Annotated in this window: 14 protein-coding genes; 4 read left to right on the top strand and 10 right to left on the bottom strand. The window is 45.1% G+C overall.

What is annotated here, in order from left to right:
* Positions 1-34 precede the first annotated feature (34 nt).
* Entirely contained in the window at positions 35-1315 is a 1281-nt protein-coding gene (gene bioA, locus R7R24_RS06820; protein WP_054575124.1) for an adenosylmethionine--8-amino-7-oxononanoate transaminase, read from the top strand.
* Positions 1316-1384: 69 nt separating this feature from the next.
* Here bioA and R7R24_RS06815 read toward each other — a convergent pair whose 3' ends face one another.
* From R7R24_RS06815 to lrp, 6 genes are all read right to left on the bottom strand, one after another.
* On the bottom strand, positions 1385-1651 hold the full coding sequence (locus R7R24_RS06815; RefSeq protein WP_318119475.1) for a DksA/TraR family C4-type zinc finger protein: 267 nt from the start codon (positions 1649-1651) through the stop codon (positions 1385-1387).
* 196 nt (positions 1652-1847) lie between these two features.
* Positions 1848-3155, bottom strand: coding sequence for a serine--tRNA ligase (serS, locus tag R7R24_RS06810; RefSeq protein ID WP_005378225.1), 1308 nt, complete (start codon positions 3153-3155; stop codon positions 1848-1850).
* A gap of 91 nt (positions 3156-3246) precedes the next feature.
* On the bottom strand, positions 3247-4602 hold the full coding sequence (locus tag R7R24_RS06805; RefSeq protein ID WP_224721218.1) for a replication-associated recombination protein A: 1356 nt from the start codon (positions 4600-4602) through the stop codon (positions 3247-3249).
* Positions 4603-5229, bottom strand: a complete 627-nt coding sequence (lolA, locus tag R7R24_RS06800; RefSeq protein ID WP_005388103.1) for an outer membrane lipoprotein chaperone LolA — start codon at positions 5227-5229, stop codon at positions 4603-4605.
* Positions 5230-5290: 61 nt separating this feature from the next.
* Positions 5291-8338: a DNA translocase FtsK 4TM domain-containing protein gene (locus tag R7R24_RS06795; RefSeq protein WP_054577964.1), complete on the bottom strand. Its 3048-nt coding sequence runs from the start codon at positions 8336-8338 to the stop codon at positions 5291-5293.
* 152 nt (positions 8339-8490) lie between these two features.
* Positions 8491-8985 (bottom strand): leucine-responsive transcriptional regulator Lrp, encoded by a 495-nt coding sequence (lrp, locus tag R7R24_RS06790; protein ID WP_005378234.1) that lies wholly within the window; start codon positions 8983-8985, stop codon positions 8491-8493.
* A gap of 156 nt (positions 8986-9141) precedes the next feature.
* On the opposite strand from lrp, the gene ald reads away from it, so the two are divergent.
* Positions 9142-10266, top strand: coding sequence for an alanine dehydrogenase (gene ald, locus R7R24_RS06785; protein ID WP_005378241.1), 1125 nt, complete (start codon positions 9142-9144; stop codon positions 10264-10266).
* Positions 10267-10359: 93 nt separating this feature from the next.
* Here ald and R7R24_RS06780 read toward each other — a convergent pair whose 3' ends face one another.
* Both R7R24_RS06780 and cysB read right to left on the bottom strand, forming a co-directional pair.
* Positions 10360-11556, bottom strand: coding sequence for a methyltransferase (locus R7R24_RS06780; RefSeq protein ID WP_054577965.1), 1197 nt, complete (start codon positions 11554-11556; stop codon positions 10360-10362).
* Positions 11557-11609: 53 nt separating this feature from the next.
* Entirely contained in the window at positions 11610-12584 is a 975-nt protein-coding gene (cysB, locus tag R7R24_RS06775) for an HTH-type transcriptional regulator CysB (RefSeq protein WP_005388967.1), read from the bottom strand.
* Positions 12585-12897: 313 nt separating this feature from the next.
* Between cysB and R7R24_RS06770 the strand changes: the two genes are divergently transcribed.
* On the top strand, positions 12898-13662 hold the full coding sequence (locus R7R24_RS06770; protein WP_005378247.1) for a hypothetical protein: 765 nt from the start codon (positions 12898-12900) through the stop codon (positions 13660-13662).
* A gap of 97 nt (positions 13663-13759) precedes the next feature.
* Positions 13760-14530 carry a tRNA isopentenyl-2-thiomethyl-A-37 hydroxylase MiaE gene (gene miaE, locus R7R24_RS06765; RefSeq protein WP_047100806.1) on the top strand — a complete coding sequence of 257 codons (771 nt, stop codon included), beginning with the start codon at positions 13760-13762 and terminating at the stop codon, positions 14528-14530.
* Between the two features lie 105 nt (positions 14531-14635).
* On the opposite strand, the gene R7R24_RS06760 is transcribed toward miaE, so the two are convergent.
* Together R7R24_RS06760 and R7R24_RS06755 are read right to left on the bottom strand one after the other, a co-directional pair.
* A complete protein-coding gene (locus tag R7R24_RS06760) occupies positions 14636-16264 on the bottom strand; it encodes a methyl-accepting chemotaxis protein (protein ID WP_054577966.1) in 1629 nt (542 codons plus the stop codon).
* 155 nt (positions 16265-16419) lie between these two features.
* On the bottom strand, positions 16420-16686 hold the full coding sequence (locus R7R24_RS06755; RefSeq protein WP_025766895.1) for a hypothetical protein: 267 nt from the start codon (positions 16684-16686) through the stop codon (positions 16420-16422).
* Between the last annotated feature and the right edge of the window lie 160 nt (positions 16687-16846).

Here is a 16846-nt window from a genome sequence, read left to right as displayed (position 1 = left end):
TATTTTTTAATCTTAATTGTTATTGGAATCGCACATGGATCTCGCCTTCGACCGCCAGCATATCTGGCATCCTTACACTTCGACATTGACACCTCTGACCTGCTACCCAGTGGCATCGGCAAATGGTGTTCACATTAAACTGGAAGACGGTACAGAGCTGGTCGATGGAATGTCTTCTTGGTGGTCGACGATCCACGGCTATAACCATCCGCACTTAAATCAAGCCGCTCACCAGCAAATCGATCAGGTCTCTCACGTGATGTTTGGCGGGATTACCCACCAGCCAGCAATCAGTTTGTGTAAGAAGTTGCTATCCCTAGCCCCAAGTAATCTTGAACATGTATTCCTTGCCGATTCAGGCTCCGTTGCCGTAGAAGTCAGCTTAAAAATGGCACTGCAATATTGGCATGCAAAAGGCGAACGCCGACCGAAGTTTCTTACTTTGCGACACGGTTATCACGGCGATACGTTTGCGGCGATGTCGGTTACCGATCCTGACAACTCAATGCACTCTCTCTACAAAGGCTTTTTACCTGAACATATCTTTGCGGAGTCCCCAACTTGTGGTTATTGGGATGAATGGGATCCAGAAGCTCTTACTGACTTCGAGCATAAGATTGATACGCACCATCAAGAACTTGCTGCGGTGATCCTAGAACCTATTGTTCAAGGCGCAGGCGGCATGCGCATCTACCATCCAGAATTTCTCAAAGGCGTGCGTAGGCTTTGCGACAAATACGGCTTGTTATTGATTGCAGATGAGATCGCTACCGGATTTGGTCGTACCGGTAAGTTGTTTGCCTGCGAACATGCAGACATTCAACCAGACATTCTGTGTGTCGGGAAAGCACTCACTGGCGGCTACATGACCCTCTCTGCGACCCTGGCGAGCAAACACGTAGCAGACACCGTTTGTGGTGGTGATGCAGGCTGTTTTATGCACGGCCCAACCTTTATGGGTAACCCACTTGCCTGCGCTGTTGCCACTGCAAGTTTGGAATTGATTGAACAAGGTAACTGGCAACAGCAAACCCAACAAATCGAAGCGTTGTTTTCTGAGTTACTGCCAAAACTTGAAGAACACGAGTTGGTAAAAAACACCCGTTGGTTAGGTGCCATTGGCGTAGTGGAGACGTATCGCCCTGTGAATATGGAAACCATCCAAGCCTTGTTTGTTGAACACGGAGTGTGGATTCGTCCATTTGGCAAACTGATTTATATGATGCCGCCGTTCATCAGCAAGCCAGAAGATATTGAAAAGTTAGTGAATGCGATTGATGCTGCGTTACAACGTAAAGACTGCTTCGCTTCATAGTTCAATTGAACATGAAAACGGTTTGAGTATGAGACTCAAACCGTCTCGTTATTTATTAGAGCAGTAAAGTTATCGGAGTTGACTGTCTTTACTCGCTCGTCTATTGAACAATGCTTGGCGTTGAGACACCAATTCGATTGTTGACTGACATTCGATACACAAACGAACGCCTTTCATAGCAAAACGACGTGCTTCTGGGAACTCATCACCACACTCATCGCAATAATGGGCGCTTTCACCCCTTGCGATACTGCCACGAACACGGGAAATCTCGTCGTCTATTGTGTTTTGAATTTGTTGGCTGACGCTATCGTCATTGGCCCACCCTACGGCCATAAGCCCTCCTCGTTACTTGAATGAGAAAATCTACTTACCGTGGTAAGGTGGATGATTATATCGATTACAAATAACAAGATAATTAGGGTAAATTCGAAAACACTATTGCAGCTTAGTAATAATCAATTTTCACTCGACGCAGATAACAAAAAACCCAGCACTAAGGCTGGGTTTTGGTGTTCTAGTGGTTAATGAATTAACCGATGTGCGTTGCGCCCGCCATGTACTTCTGAAGTACTGTAGGGATTGCAATGCGGCCGTCTGCTTCTTGGTTGTTTTCTAGGATAGCAACCATTGTACGACCTACAGCAAGACCAGAACCGTTTAGCGTGTGTACAAGCTCAGGTTTCTTCTCGCCTTTACGACGGAAACGCGCTTGCATACGACGAGCTTGGAAATCCCACATGTTAGAACATGAAGAGATCTCACGGTAAGTTTCTTGAGCAGGAACCCAAACTTCTAGGTCGTAAGTCTTACGAGCGCCAAAGCCCATGTCACCTGTACATAGAACCACTTTACGGTAAGGAAGCTCAAGAAGTTGTAGAACTTTCTCAGCGTGACCTGTTAGCTCTTCTAGTGCGTTCATTGAATCTTCTGGCTTAGTGATTTGTACTAGCTCAACTTTGTCGAACTGGTGCATACGAATCAGACCACGAGTGTCACGACCGTAAGAACCCGCTTCTGAACGGAAACATGGCGTGTGAGCTGTCATCTTAATTGGTAGATCCGCTTCGTCAGAAATCGTGTCACGAACTAGGTTCGTTACAGGTACTTCTGCAGTAGGGATTAGAGACAGTTTACGTGGCTCTTCGTCGTTTACCTTTTCTGCTAGCGGCTCAGTGTGGAAAAGATCTTTACCAAACTTAGGAAGCTGACCAGTACCGAATAGGCTGTCAGAATTTACTAGGTAAGGTACGTACATTTCTGTGTAGCCGTGCTCTTCAGTGTGAAGATCCAGCATAAACTGAGCGATTGCACGGTGTAGGCGAGCGAATTGGCCTTTCATCACGATGAAACGTGCGCCAGTGATCTTAACTGCGCTTGCGAAGTCTAGACCGTCGCCCATTTCGCCTAGGTCAACGTGATCTTTCAGTTCGAAGTCGTAAGACTTTGGCTCACCCCAACGAGAGATTTCAACGTTGTCGTTTTCATCTTTGCCATCTGGCACTTCGTCTGCTGGGATGTTTGGTACAGAAAGCGTGAACTCGTCTAGTTGAGCCATTACTTGCTCAAGTTCAACTTTCTTCGCATCAAGATCGCTACCTAGCGTACCGATTTGTTTCTTGATCTCTTCTGCGCCTTCTTTGTCGCCAGCCGCCATTTTTTGGCCGATTTGCTTGGAGATGGAGTTACGCGTGGATTGTAAATTTTCTACTTCTACTTGAATGGACTTACGTTGTTCTTCAAGTTTACGAATAGTATCTACGTCTAGCTTAAAGCCACGACGCGCCAGTTTAGCAGCTGTTTCATCCAGCTCTGTACGAAGTAATTTAGAATCCAGCATTGTTAATCCTATGCTTTTTGTTGTGAAATCACGCGCACTTTCCAAGCGTACGCGTTAAAAAAATTTACTGAACAAATGTATCCAAAAACGCCTACTTTTCATAGCGCTTTTGTGGGCTATTTGCGTCTAAAGTAGCCAAGTAATCTAACTTTTCGCCGATTTTGGTCTCCAGACCACGATTTGTCGGCTGATAGTACCTACGATCGCCCATTTCAGGCGGCAAATATTGCTCACCGGCTGCGTAAGCACCAGGCTCATCGTGAGCATAACGATACTCAGCCCCATACCCCATGTCTTTCATCAAATTGGTTGGCGCATTTCGAAGGTGATGCGGCACTTCATATTCAGGTAAGTTATGAGCGTCCGTTAGCGCTTGTTTCCAAGCAACGTAAACGGCATTACTCTTTGGAGCGCACGCGAGATAAACAATAGCTTGAGCAATCGCACGTTCACCTTCTGCTGGACCAACGCGTGTAAAACAGTCCCACGCGGAGAGTGCCACTTGCATTGCGCGAGGGTCAGCATTACCTACATCTTCAGAAGCGATCGCAAGTAATCGACGGGCAATATAAAGAGGATCACATCCCGCTGCAATCATACGTGCAGCCCAGTAAAGCGCCGCATCTGGGTTAGAACCACGAATGGATTTGTGGACCGCAGAGATTAAGTCGTACCAGATATCACCTTTGTTATCGAAGCGAGAGACTTTCTCCCCTGCCACTTCAGCCAGCAACTTAAGCGTGATCTCTTTTTCACCTTGCGCATTGTCTTCTGCCATGTCGTAGAGCAGCTCAAGATAATTGAGAGACATGCGAGCATCACCGTTGACCAGTTCTGCTAGGCAGTCTAATACGTTATCAGCGAAATGTGCGGGTGTATTGCCCAAGCCACGCTCTTTGTCACTGATCGCTTGATTCAGCGCCAGTGAGATTTCATCTTTATCGAGAGACGTTAGCTTGTAGACACGTGCACGTGACAGCAATGCGTTGTTTAACTCAAACGATGGGTTTTCTGTCGTCGCACCAATAAAGGTAACCGTGCCATCTTCGATATGCGGTAAAAACGCGTCTTGTTGAGATTTGTTGAAGCGATGCACCTCATCCACAAATAAGATGGTGCGGCGACCCGCCATTTTGTTCTCACGTGCTTTCTCGATTGCAGCACGGATTTCTTTCACACCAGACGTTACGGCAGACACACGCTCTACTTCAGCATTGGCGTAGTTTGCAGCCACTTCCGCTAATGTCGTTTTGCCTGTGCCTGGTGGTCCCCAAAGGATCATAGAGTGAATGTGACCCGCCTCTAGCGCACGGCGCAGTGGCTTACCAGGGCCTAAAATGTGCTGCTGTCCAATATATTGCTCGATCGTTTCCGGTCTCATACGAGCAGCAAGGGGACGAAAATCTTCGTCCCCCGAGAAATCTAATGTGTAATTACTCACTACCAATTAATTCCTTTGGTCATCCACTTCCACACCTTTTGGAATTGTGAATGTGAATCTGTCTGCTTTTGGTTTACCCAGCTTCACGTTGTTAAAGGTGAACAAACCTTTTTGGCCGTCTTGCTCAACCACATTGAAGCCTTTCACCACACCTTTGGCATCAATATTAATCTGGAATTGACCTTGTGTGGAGTCTACTGCAGTAGGAATGAGAGTGAACTGGTCACCTTTTTGAGATATTTTGTAGTTATTCCAATCACTTGCTCGGTTACGCGTTAGCAAAACAAATGGCGTTTGCTCTGTTGCTTGCTCTTGCCAGTAGATGCTCACTTGCTCGATGAATGGGCTGTAGTACCACAATGTCTTACCGTCAGAGACCAATAGGTTCTCATCAGGGAATGTTGTACTCCAACGGAACAGGCTTGGGCGGGCAATTTCAACCGTACCTTCTCCTTCCATCACCGTTTCGCCTTCAGGGCTAATAACCTGCTGAGAGAAATCTGCACTAAAGCCATCATTCATAGAAAGGCGTTTGTTTAATTCATCTTTAGGAGACGCTGCGTGTGCAGTAGAGAAGAGGGAAAAGCTTAAAACAAGCGCAGAGAAAAGTTTCGCTGAAAATAGTTTTTTCATTCAGATACCTATTATTAGAACCACTCACCTCAGTTGGACTGAGGTGAGTAACACAAGTTCATTAATCTTTTGGTGGCGCAGGTGCCAGTACTTCACGGTTACCGTTATGACCCGGAGCACTTACGATGCCCTGCGCTTCAAGCTGCTCTACAATACGGGCGGCACGGTTGTAACCTATCTTAAATCGGCGCTGAACACCGGAAACCGAACCTCGACGTGATTGAACCACGTGCTCAACAACTTGATCGAAGAGCGGGTCTACATCTTCATCCGCTTCCATTTGCTCACCTGGCAATAGACTTTCTGGAGTTTGATCTCCACTGATGATCTCTTCAATGTAGTTCGGTTTACCACGCGCTTTCCAGTTGTTTACAACAGCATGAACATCATCATCTGATGCAAATGCACCGTGAACACGAGTTGTATGACTTGACCCCGGCGGTAGATACAACATATCACCCATACCAAGTAGTGATTCTGCGCCGCCTTGATCTAGGATTGTACGAGAGTCCGTTTTAGTCGATACCGTAAACGCAACACGAGTTGGAATGTTCGCTTTAATTAGACCGGTAATAACATCAACCGATGGACGCTGAGTCGCAAGAATTAAGTGAATACCTGCCGCACGCGCTTTTTGCGCCAAGCGAGCAATCAGTTCTTCAACTTTCTTACCGACCACCATCATTAGGTCAGCAAATTCGTCAACAACAACGACGATGTAAGGCAGCTTTTCTAGCAATGGCGGTTCAGTATCCATGCTGTCGCCTTCTTGCCAGAACGGGTCATGAATTGGGTGGCCCGCTTCTGCTGCCATCTTCAATTTTTCGTTGAAGCCCTTCACATTACGTACACCTAATGCCGACATCAATTTGTAACGACGTTCCATCTCGCCCACACACCAACGTAGAGCATTTGATGCGTCTTTCATATCAGTCACAACTTCAGAAAGAAGATGAGGGATACCTTCATAAATAGAAAGCTCTAGCATTTTCGGGTCAATCATGATGAAGCGTACATCTTCTGGGCCTGCTTTATACAGCATGCTCAAAATCATCACGTTCACACCCACCGACTTACCAGAACCTGTTGTACCTGCTACTAGTACGTGTGGCATCTTCGCAAGATCTGCCACCACAGCTTCGCCCGCAATGTCTTGACCTAACACAACCGTTGTTGGTGACGTTGCTTGCTCAAACTGAGGGCTACTGATGACATCAGATAAATAGACCGTCTGACGACTCATGTTTGGCAGTTCCAAACCGATGTAAGGCTTGCCAGGGATTACTTCCACGACACGTACCGCCATCGCAGACAATGCACGCGCTAAGTCAGTTGAAAGACCAGAAATACGACTTACTTTCACCCCCGGCGCCAAATCAAGCTCAAAACGAGTGATCACTGGACCAGGATAAATACCAACCACATCGGCTTTGATTTTGTAGTCAGCGAGTTTGCTCTCTACCAATCGAGCGACCTGCTCTAGCGCATCACGGTCGATAAAGTTTTCACGTTTTTCTGGATGATAAAGCAACTCGAGCGTTGGGAGTGGCTCTTCCGGAACTGGCAAGTTTTCTTCTTTCTGTACCAAAAATGGGTTCTGTGTTGCAGCGACTTTGGCTTGCGCATTGGAAACCATATCTTGGAATGCGGTAACGTCTTGGTCCTTGTCTTGGACCTCTTCTACTTCCACTTTTTGAGGAGCAGGTTCAAATGTTGTTGAAGGTGTTGCTGCTTGCTGATGAGGCGTTGTTGGCTGTACTTGCTGCGCAGGCTGAGACTCCACTTCGTCTTCATCATCTAACACATCAAAGTCAGAGATCGTAGGCTCAATATGTTGGCTCGACTCTGTTTGCGCCGTGATGCTATCTAATACAGCAGAATCAATTGCAGGCTCTTCATGTACAGGATGCTCAATACTTGGCTGCTGTACTTGCTCTGCTTCAAATTGTTCGTACTCCGCATAATCTGGTTCAACACTGATCGGTTCTTCTGTAGCTGTATGTTGCTCTACATAGGAAGAGTAAGTGTCTGCAAATGATGGGGCTGCCTGTTCTTCAGTTCCCCAGTCATCTGCTTGTTGCGCCGCTGCTTCAAGCTCTTCTATCGTAGCATTCAGTTGCTTGGTGCGTTCCAAGAGCGGATCAACGTTATCAGTGTTAACCGTATGGATAGGTTGTATTTGAGGCTCAGGTTCAGAATAAACTGGCGCAGCATTAACCGTAGCCTTGCGTTGTGGTGGAGTCGGTTCTACCATCGCCTGTTCCGCAGGCTTATCAGGTTTAGCTTGCGGCATATAAATAGGATACTCATGCGCTGGCGCCGACTCTTTCGGTTCATCGACATCGTACGCCGTTAAATGAGGAAGCGGCTCATCATCAATTTCATGGTCTACATTATGTTTAGGCGTAGAGACTTTATCTTCTACAAACTCATCAAGCTGAGGTTCTAAAACTTCCTGCTCTGAACCTCTTGCCTTATTTGCAAGCGCGGCGATTAGTGCTAATGCACGATCACCAAGCCATTCCACGATGTTAAGCCATGAGATGCCAGTGAAGAGCGTAAAGCCCGCTCCCCACAAGAACAGCAGTACCAATGTGGTACCGAGTACATTCAATGTAGGTAAAGCGAGGCTAGACAACACATCCCCGACCACACCTCCGGATGAAAAATACCAAATGTCATCAAAATTAATATCGGCAAGACCGCAACTGGTCATAATAAGGACGACAAGACCGAGCAGCCTTGTACCCCATAGCATGAAATCAATTGGCTCATCTTCTCCTCGTTTACGGCAAATCACCCATGCAGCCGCCGCTAGCAAGAAAGGGATTGGGTAAGCGAGAGAGCCAAATGTGAAGAATAGAGTATCAGCTAGCCAAGCGCCGAAAAGGCCACCAGCATTATCGATATCCCCTCCCCATGCGGTTTGGGACCAAGAAGGATCGGCCGGACTGAAGGTAAATAGTGCAACCGCAAGCAATACCGAGCTAAGAACGCCAACGATAAAGCAGCACTCTTTTAAGCGTTGGAAGCCATTTAAGCGTGAAGACTGGGGCTCTTCACTGGTTTTGATAATGGTTTCGACTTTCTTTGCGTTCTCTTTGAACATAAATCAACTTGAATATGGAAATGAAATAGGAAATTGCAAAACATTCCGAGCGGCATCAAGCCGCTCGGTAAATTGATTTAACCATATCAAGGAGAAAAACCCAATTACTCTCTGGCGAAAGCGGAAGCATATACCGCTTTCTTTGCAAGAAATTAACGAGTTTTGATCACAAGCTGGTTAGATTGTTTCACTTCTTCCATAACAACGTATGTGCGAGTGTCATTTACGCCAGGTAGACGTAGTAACGTATCGCCCAATAGTCGGCGGTAAGCACCCATATCTGATACACGGGTTTTAAGAAGATAGTCAAAGTCACCTGAAACAAGATGACACTCTTGTATGTCGTCTAGCTTTTGAACAGCTGAGTTAAACTGCTCAAACACATCCGGCGCACCACGGTTTAGCGTAATCTCAACGAATACTAATAGTGATGCATCCAGGAACTGCGGATTCAATAATGCAGTATACCCTGTGATATAACCCTGACGCTCTAAGCGACGTACACGCTCCAAACATGGCGTTGGAGAAAGTCCCACACGTTTTGAAAGCTCAACGTTTGAAATACGACCGTCTTTCTGCAGCTCATTAAGAATGTTGCGGTCGATACGGTCTAGTTCCTTGGACGGCTTTTTATAGTTGTCTGCCATTTTTTATTCCACCTTATTACTTCCTTGCAAAAAAATATACTACAACTTTTTAATATTTGGTGCCAAATTTTACAAATCTATAACTATACTAGTTATTAATTCGACAATAACACCCTACTAACAGTTAATACAACCATTATAGAAAGAGGATACAGGATGATCATTGGCGTACCTAAGGAAATCAAGAATCACGAATATCGTGTTGGTATGATCCCAGCTAGCGTGAGAGAACTCATCTCACATGGTCACCAAGTTTTAGTTGAGACCAATGCAGGTGCCGGCATTGGTTTTTCAGACGATGATTACATCGCTGTCGGCGCATCCATTCTCCCTCATGCTGCTGACGTATTTGCGCAAGCAGACATGATTGTAAAAGTAAAAGAACCCCAAGCAGTAGAGAGAGCAATGCTCCGCGAAGGGCAAATTTTATTTACTTATTTACACCTAGCACCAGATTTTCCACAAACTGATGAGCTAATCAAGAGCAAAGCTGTCTGTATAGCCTATGAGACTGTAACAGATAATATGGGTCGTTTGCCACTGTTAGCACCAATGTCAGAAGTGGCAGGTCGGATGTCTATCCAAGCTGGCGCGCAAACGTTGGAAAAATCGCATGGCGGTCGTGGTCTACTCCTAGGCGGCGTACCTGGTGTTGAACCTGCAAAAGTCGTTATCGTTGGTGGTGGCGTTGTTGGTGCAAACGCCGCTCGTATGGCGGTTGGCCTTCGCGCTGACGTCACCATTCTAGACCGTAACGTAGACACACTTCGTAAGCTTGACGAAGAATTCCAAGGTCGCGCAAAAGTGGTTTATTCTACTGAAGACGCTATCGAGAAGCATGTTCTAGAAGCGGACCTTGTTATCGGTGCCGTTCTAATTCCTGGCGCAGCAGCACCTAAACTGGTCACTAAAGAGCATATTGCTAAGATGAAGCCTGGTGCGGCAGTGGTTGACGTGGCAATTGACCAAGGCGGTTGTTTCGAAACTTCACACGCTACAACTCACGCAGATCCAACTTACATCGTTGATGAAGTGGTTCACTACTGTGTAGCAAATATGCCTGGCGCAGTTGCTCGCACTTCAACATTTGCACTCAACAACGCTACACTTCCATACATCGTGAAGTTAGCAAATAAAGGCTACCGCGAAGCACTTCTAGAAGATAAAGGCTTCCTTGAAGGTCTAAACGTTATTCACGGAAAAGTAACGTGTAAAGAAGTAGCAGAAAGCTTTGACTTGGAATACGTTGAACCAACTCAAGCTATTGCTATGTTCAATTAATGACAGAATAAAACATAACTTGTCACGTTTTGTTTACAAAAGCCCACACTGAAGTGGGCTTTTTCATATAGAGTATTTGGCTATAAAGAATAACTAAATCTTATATGCACAAATTAAAATATTTCTAGGCGTGACCGATTTAGGGCAAAACTCTGACAATCTAACACGGTAACCACGTTCTTCAAGATAAAGCACTTTGTCTAATGCGAGCCAGATCTCCAACGGACGTTGAAAAACAAGTTGCACTAAGCTCATTCTCTCCATTTGCCAGAAGCGTTGTTCGCTTAACTTTTCAAAATGAGAGAAATCGATTTCTTGAGGAAGAATAATGCCTTTTTGCTCCGCTGCCCAGCGACAGAACAATTCAAAACCATCACTTAATTGCGACTTACGGATACTCGGCACAGGCTGATACTCTGCCATTCCCAAAGCTTGTCGCGTGATCAAATCAAACCCAAGACGAAACATCATTTCCTGCTGACGATGACGACGCACGCGCTCTCCTCCCGTCACCGTTTGTTGTAATGGGATACGCAGTTCTTGCTTAGACAATGAGAGAGAAGAAGCCCTGCCCGATTCCGACATCGGCTGGTATTGTTCCGACTGAATCAAGTGGTAACAACAAGGTGATATGGTCATCGCAGCAACCCCATTTTCACTGCCGTACTGCATTAGACGAACGTGAAGGTCACCGCATGCATGCAGTGCTACTGCGTGTTGCGTTGGCTTAAACACGGCTTTCGCTTTGCTATCAAACGCGTCGCCTTGAATAAACGTCATCTTCCAATGATGTTCATTGGCTGCTTGTTGCCCCGAATCGCACAGTGCTTGTTGGTATTCAAAGCTGGTTACAGGCTGATCGGTTTGCGTTGTCAGGATTCGCCCCAAGTAACCTTTACCTGAGCACCATTCTAGCCATTCTTCGCCACAGTGTTGTTGAATTGCAGCTTCACCCATCGAGCTAATTTGCTCCAACTTACGTCCCGGAATACCGTTATCTAAACCACGAGCGAGTTCCAAGCCGTTTAACGACAAAAGCTCTAAATGAGTCAGTTCTGCGAGTTGTTCAAGCTCAGGCAAAAACGGACTAAGTGCTTTTAACGCGAGTTCTGGTGCTGCTTTGTATTCTTCGATTTGAGAGGGAGTAAGAGACGCTAGCCATTGGCACAGTCGAGGATGTTGCTCCTGCCAAGGTAATGATGTGTGAATGCTGCTTTTAAAAGGCTCGAATCGCCACAAAGATTGGTTCTCGATTAAGCAGTCATTAATAAACTGAAATTGCGTTTTCATAGCTCCCCCTACAACGAGCGCATTGTAGAGGGAATCGAAACATCAATGAAGTGTTATCTCACTGGAAGCTCGATATCTTTAAACATCTCTTCGATTTCTGCATTAGACTTCAACGAAATCGCCTGCTCAACCACTGGACGCGTTAAGTGCGGTGCAAAACGTTCCATAAAATCGAACATGTAAGAGCGTAAGAATGTACCACGGCGGAAGCCGATGCTCGTGGTGCTCGCGCCAAACAAATGGCTCGCATCTATTGCAACCAAGTCACCGTCCTGCTCTTCATCCACTGCCATGCTTGCAATCACACCCACACCAATACCCATACGAACGTAAGTTTTAATGACATCTGCATCAGTTGCAGTGAACACCACTCGCGGGGTTAAACCTTCGCGGTTGAATGCTGTATCCAGCTCTGAACGGCCAGTAAAACCGAACACGTAAGTGACTAATGGGTAAGCGGCAAGATCACTGATCGTTACTTTGTCTTTCTTCGCTAGTGGGTGGTCTTTAGGCACAACTATTGAACGATTCCAGTGATAACAAGGCAGCATGATGGCATCTTGATATAAGTGAAGCGCTTCTGTCGCAATCGCAAAATTCGCTGTGCCTTTAGCTATCGCCTCAGACATTTGTGACGGTGTACCTTGGTGCATGTGTAACGACACTTTTGGATAACGAGAAGTAAAACCTTTGATGACATCTGGCAGTGCATAACGAGCCTGCGTATGTGTCGTGGTGATATTCAGTGTCCCCATTTCTGGATGGGTGTGCTCTCCAGCCACCGCTTTGATACTTTCTACACGAGCGAGAATTTCTTGAGAGATACGTACAATTTCTTCTCCAGCTGGCGTCACTTGCGTTAAGTGCTTACCGCTACGTTCAAAAATCTGAATGCCTAACTCGTCTTCCAGCAACCGAACCTGTTTACTGATACCTGGCTGAGAGGTATATAAGCTTTCCGCCGTTGCAGATACATTCAGATTATGGTTTACAACCTCAACAATATACTTCAGCTGCTGCAGTTTCATCGTAATCCCTTACTTATTCATGAGAGAGTTTATTGGCCACTCAAGCGAGCGATATAATAATTAGTTATAACGCGTTCAAATCGAAATGAACAGCAATTTCTAACTTATACCTCAATCACATACTAATAATCTTCAAGCAAGAAACAATATGCACAAAGTTGAGCCAATAAATGACCGAAGTTCTATGATGTGACTTCTATCAGTAACTAAAACGTGGGAGAGACAAAATAATCAAACAAATAAGGTGCCGAGTAAGATAAGATTCATGTATTCTTTAACGCTAGCCGCAGAAAAGTAAAGCAGACGCAAAGATATGAATATTGGTTTAATAATCGCTTTGGTAGCCATCCTACTGGTGTTAATCCTAGGCTATAACATTATGTTGCAATATAAGGTTAAAGTTGAAACCGCAAAAAGGCAGGAATCAGCACGATATGTAGCCTTGATAGATGGTACTGAAGAGTTGATTGGTCATGCGCACCATATCCCTTTTAGTAAAGAGCTGTTGTTGTGTCTAAACAATCGCATTCTTGACGCGCTAGAGAGCATGCATGAGCTGGACCCGAAGAACAAGCAACTTGCTCAACGTATCGAAAATATGAAGCAGCAGATTACGCAGCTAAAAGAGAATGGCCCTACTGGCGAGAGTACCACTTTCAAGATGCCGAGTAGTGATAAACAAGCTATCGTCATGCTTAAGCTGGTTAAACGACTTCGCGACACTATCCGTAACGAGCACAACAAAGGCCGATTAGATACCCAGACCTACGTCACCGAAAATGCGCGCTTGGAAACGATGCAAATTCGCATCAACATTGAAAATGTCATCAAAAGAGCAAACGACTCTATCGCTCGTGGTCAACCAGGCACCGCGCTTCAACTGCTGCGTAAAGGTATCGATGCTTTGAGCACTAAGAGCGATCCTTATTCTATTCAAGCGAAACAAAAGCTTGAAGAGATGTTGGGTGACTTAGATAAAAAGCGCCAAGATAAAAGCGATGCTGAAATGCAGCAGATTGCTGACAAAGAGCGTGACAATGACATGGAAGCACTCTTCGGCGAGAAGAAAAAGTGGTAACATTCACTTCAGGTCAAGAAAGGCTGCAATTGCAGCCTTTTTTCTATCCGCAAGACAACGGATATGCCCAATAAAAATGTGAAGTACTAAAACTAAAATGATGAATCTAGACGCCTATCAAGATCTTCTTGCTCCCATTAACCAATTTCTGCAATGCAGTACACCTGATGAATGGGTAGAGGAAGCAAAGAAACCAGAGAACCTTCAAACCATTTTGTTAGACCACCTACTGTGCGAACTAAAAGCTGGCCAATCTGCCATGTTTTTAATTCGTAAGTATGCCGTTGATCAATCCAGTTCACATGCTCTACTTGACTGGTTTAAGCCCTACGAAGATTTTGCTTACCGTAACGTAGGCTCATTGGAAACTTTAAAAGGCAAGAGCAATATTTCTAAGGCAATCATGGCTAAGTCCGACTCACCATATAGCCAAGATTTGATCGATAAGATGGTGCTTTTGATAAAAGAGGAGTTACACCACTTTTATCAAGTTTTAGAGATCATGGAAAGTCGTGGAATTGAGTACAAAAATATTCCAGCAAGTCGTTATGCTAAAGGACTGATTTCGCATATGAAGACTCATGAGCCGGAAACGCTGATCGATAAACTCATCATTGGTGCGTACATCGAAGCTCGATCTTGTGAGCGTTTTGCCAAACTAGCACCACATATGGATGACGATATCGCAAAGTTCTACATTTCTTTATTACGTTCAGAAGCACGCCATTACCAGGATTATCTTGTATTAGCGGAGCAAATCGCAGGCAAAGATATCAGCGAGCGCATCGCCTACTTTGGACGTATAGAGGCAGATTTAATTTCTACGCCAGATACAGATTTTAAGTTTCACAGTGGTATCCCAGCCTAGCGAGCATATTCTCAACTTATATAGACAGAGAATAAATAAGCCGGACATTTCGTCCGGCTTATTTATTGTAGCAATGAGGTTAGGAATAAAGCTGAAACACAACAACTAGAGCTGGAATGAACCCATTCGAGTTTTCAAGTTGTGCGCTAGGCTACTAATCTGCTGACAAGCCACAGCCGTTTGTGAAGCTCCCTCAGCCATCTCTGTTGAAGCACTATTAATATGCTCCACGCTGCGATTCAGCTCTTCGGATACAGAATTCTGCTCACTGCACGCCGTTGCGATTTGTGTGCTCATTTGCGCTATGTTATCGACAGAATGTTCAATTTCTTTTATCTGGCTATCAGCATCATTAACTTGCTCAACACACTGAGAAATACCCTCCTGACAATCACGGCTTGAATGCCCTATTTTACTGCTGCTCTCTTGTAGTTGATTAACAATTTCCACAATTTGTGAAGTGGAGTCTTGAGTGCGTTGCGCCAGAGAACGAACCTCATCTGCCACAACAGCAAACCCACGTCCTTGTTCACCAGCCCGAGCGGCTTCAATTGCGGCGTTCAGTGCTAACAAGTTTGTTTGCTCGGCAATCCCGCGGATCACATCTACGACCACATTGATATTGTTTGAGCTCGATTCAAGCTCACGTGCCAGTTCATCTGATTCTTGGATCGTATGTGATACACGCTCAATTACTGCGATAGTTTGTTGTAACGTCACCGTTCCTTGCTTTGCCACTTCCGCAGCCGAATAAGCAGAGGTTGCGCCAACTTCGGTATTTTGTGCCACTTCACTTACAGCAGCTTGCATTTCTGTCATCGCAGAAGCCACCGAGCTAAGTTCAATTTGTTGATTTTGCATACCAGAAGCGGTCTGAGAAGAAATAGCACTCACTTCCTCTACTGCTGCCGTTAGCTGAATCGTTGAGTCATTAATCTCAGAAACCAACGAATGTAAGTTTGTTTGCATACCGACAAGCTCTTTGAGCAGCGTTCCTAACTCGTCTTTGCTCAATTCGCTTTCGTCGATTTGATTATTCAATTGACCCTTGGCGATTTTGGAAGCGAATTCCAGTGCTCGATCAACAGGCCCGCAGATGACTCGAGAAAGCAACATGGCAGACATTACCATGACCAATGCGACGACAAGCGCACCAACAGCAGCGCTGTATTGTGTAAATGCCGCTTCACTTTGTACTTCTTCGCCAATCAAATTCACCAACTCATCGTTCAACGCGAGGGTATCATCCAAGCTGCTCAACGCTTTTGAGTAGGTATCGAAACTTGATAAAATTATATCATTTGCACTTTCAGCATCGCCTTGGCTTAGCAATACGTTGTAAGTCTTCGTTTCTTTGATGTATTGATTCCAAGTTTCTTTAAAAACGCTAAAGGACTGCGTTTCACGCTTATTAAGGTCGAGCTTTTCGTATTCTGCAATACCAGCCTGCACATCAGAACGCCATTGGTCGAGGCCTTTTAACCACTCACCAATTTTGGGGTGATTTGCGTTTGGCAATAAAGAGAACTCATCTTTACGCACTTTAGTAATATCAACTTGGATACCTTTCAAAATCGCAACAGAAGGTAAACTTTTATCTGTTAACACTGAGATGTCTTTATTCAGTGTTAACAAACCTTGCACCAACATTACTGACACTAAACCAAACACGGCAAAAACGGTTAAATAACTAACCGATATTTTCTTTACGACACTTAAGTCTTTAATACGCATGCACTTTCTCCCCGCAGCCTTTCCAAACCTCTCACTTAAGTGAAAGCTTAACCTCTAAAACACACTGTTTTTTGCGCTCGATATCATTGAACGCTCTTATATACATCGGCTTGAGAGATCAAATCTTGACCAGTAATTGATAGTTTTATCACATGCTATTTTAGAGATAGGCTCGTATGCTCCTTATTGTGTCTACATCTTTTCATGAGCGCTTCTCGGCGCAGATCCAAGATCTCATCGATGAGCTTTTCTTTCGCGTTTATCCCAAAATGTTGGGCATAATTTTTTACTTTTGCTATCTCATTAGGCTGCAAGCGGTACACCTCTTTCTTTAAACGCGCTTCTGCTTCACTTCTAATCAGACCTTGCTCTTGTAACAATTTAATGATGGTTTCATCGGTTGGATTTACTGCTCTAGCCATGGTGCTCCATCTATCAATTTGAGTTCTAGCCATATGGCTAGATGAATGACGCCGCACAACTTATAGAGCAAAGATGACAGCTTGATTGCAGTGAATGCAATTCGTTGACTGTTGGTATTATTTTCCACCGCTTCAACGGCCACACACTCAATACCTCCAC

The sequence above is a fragment of the Vibrio sp. 704 genome (assembly GCF_033339295.1).
The sequence above is the reverse complement of the archived record's forward strand: the minus strand, read 5'-3'. Positions and strand labels throughout refer to the sequence as shown.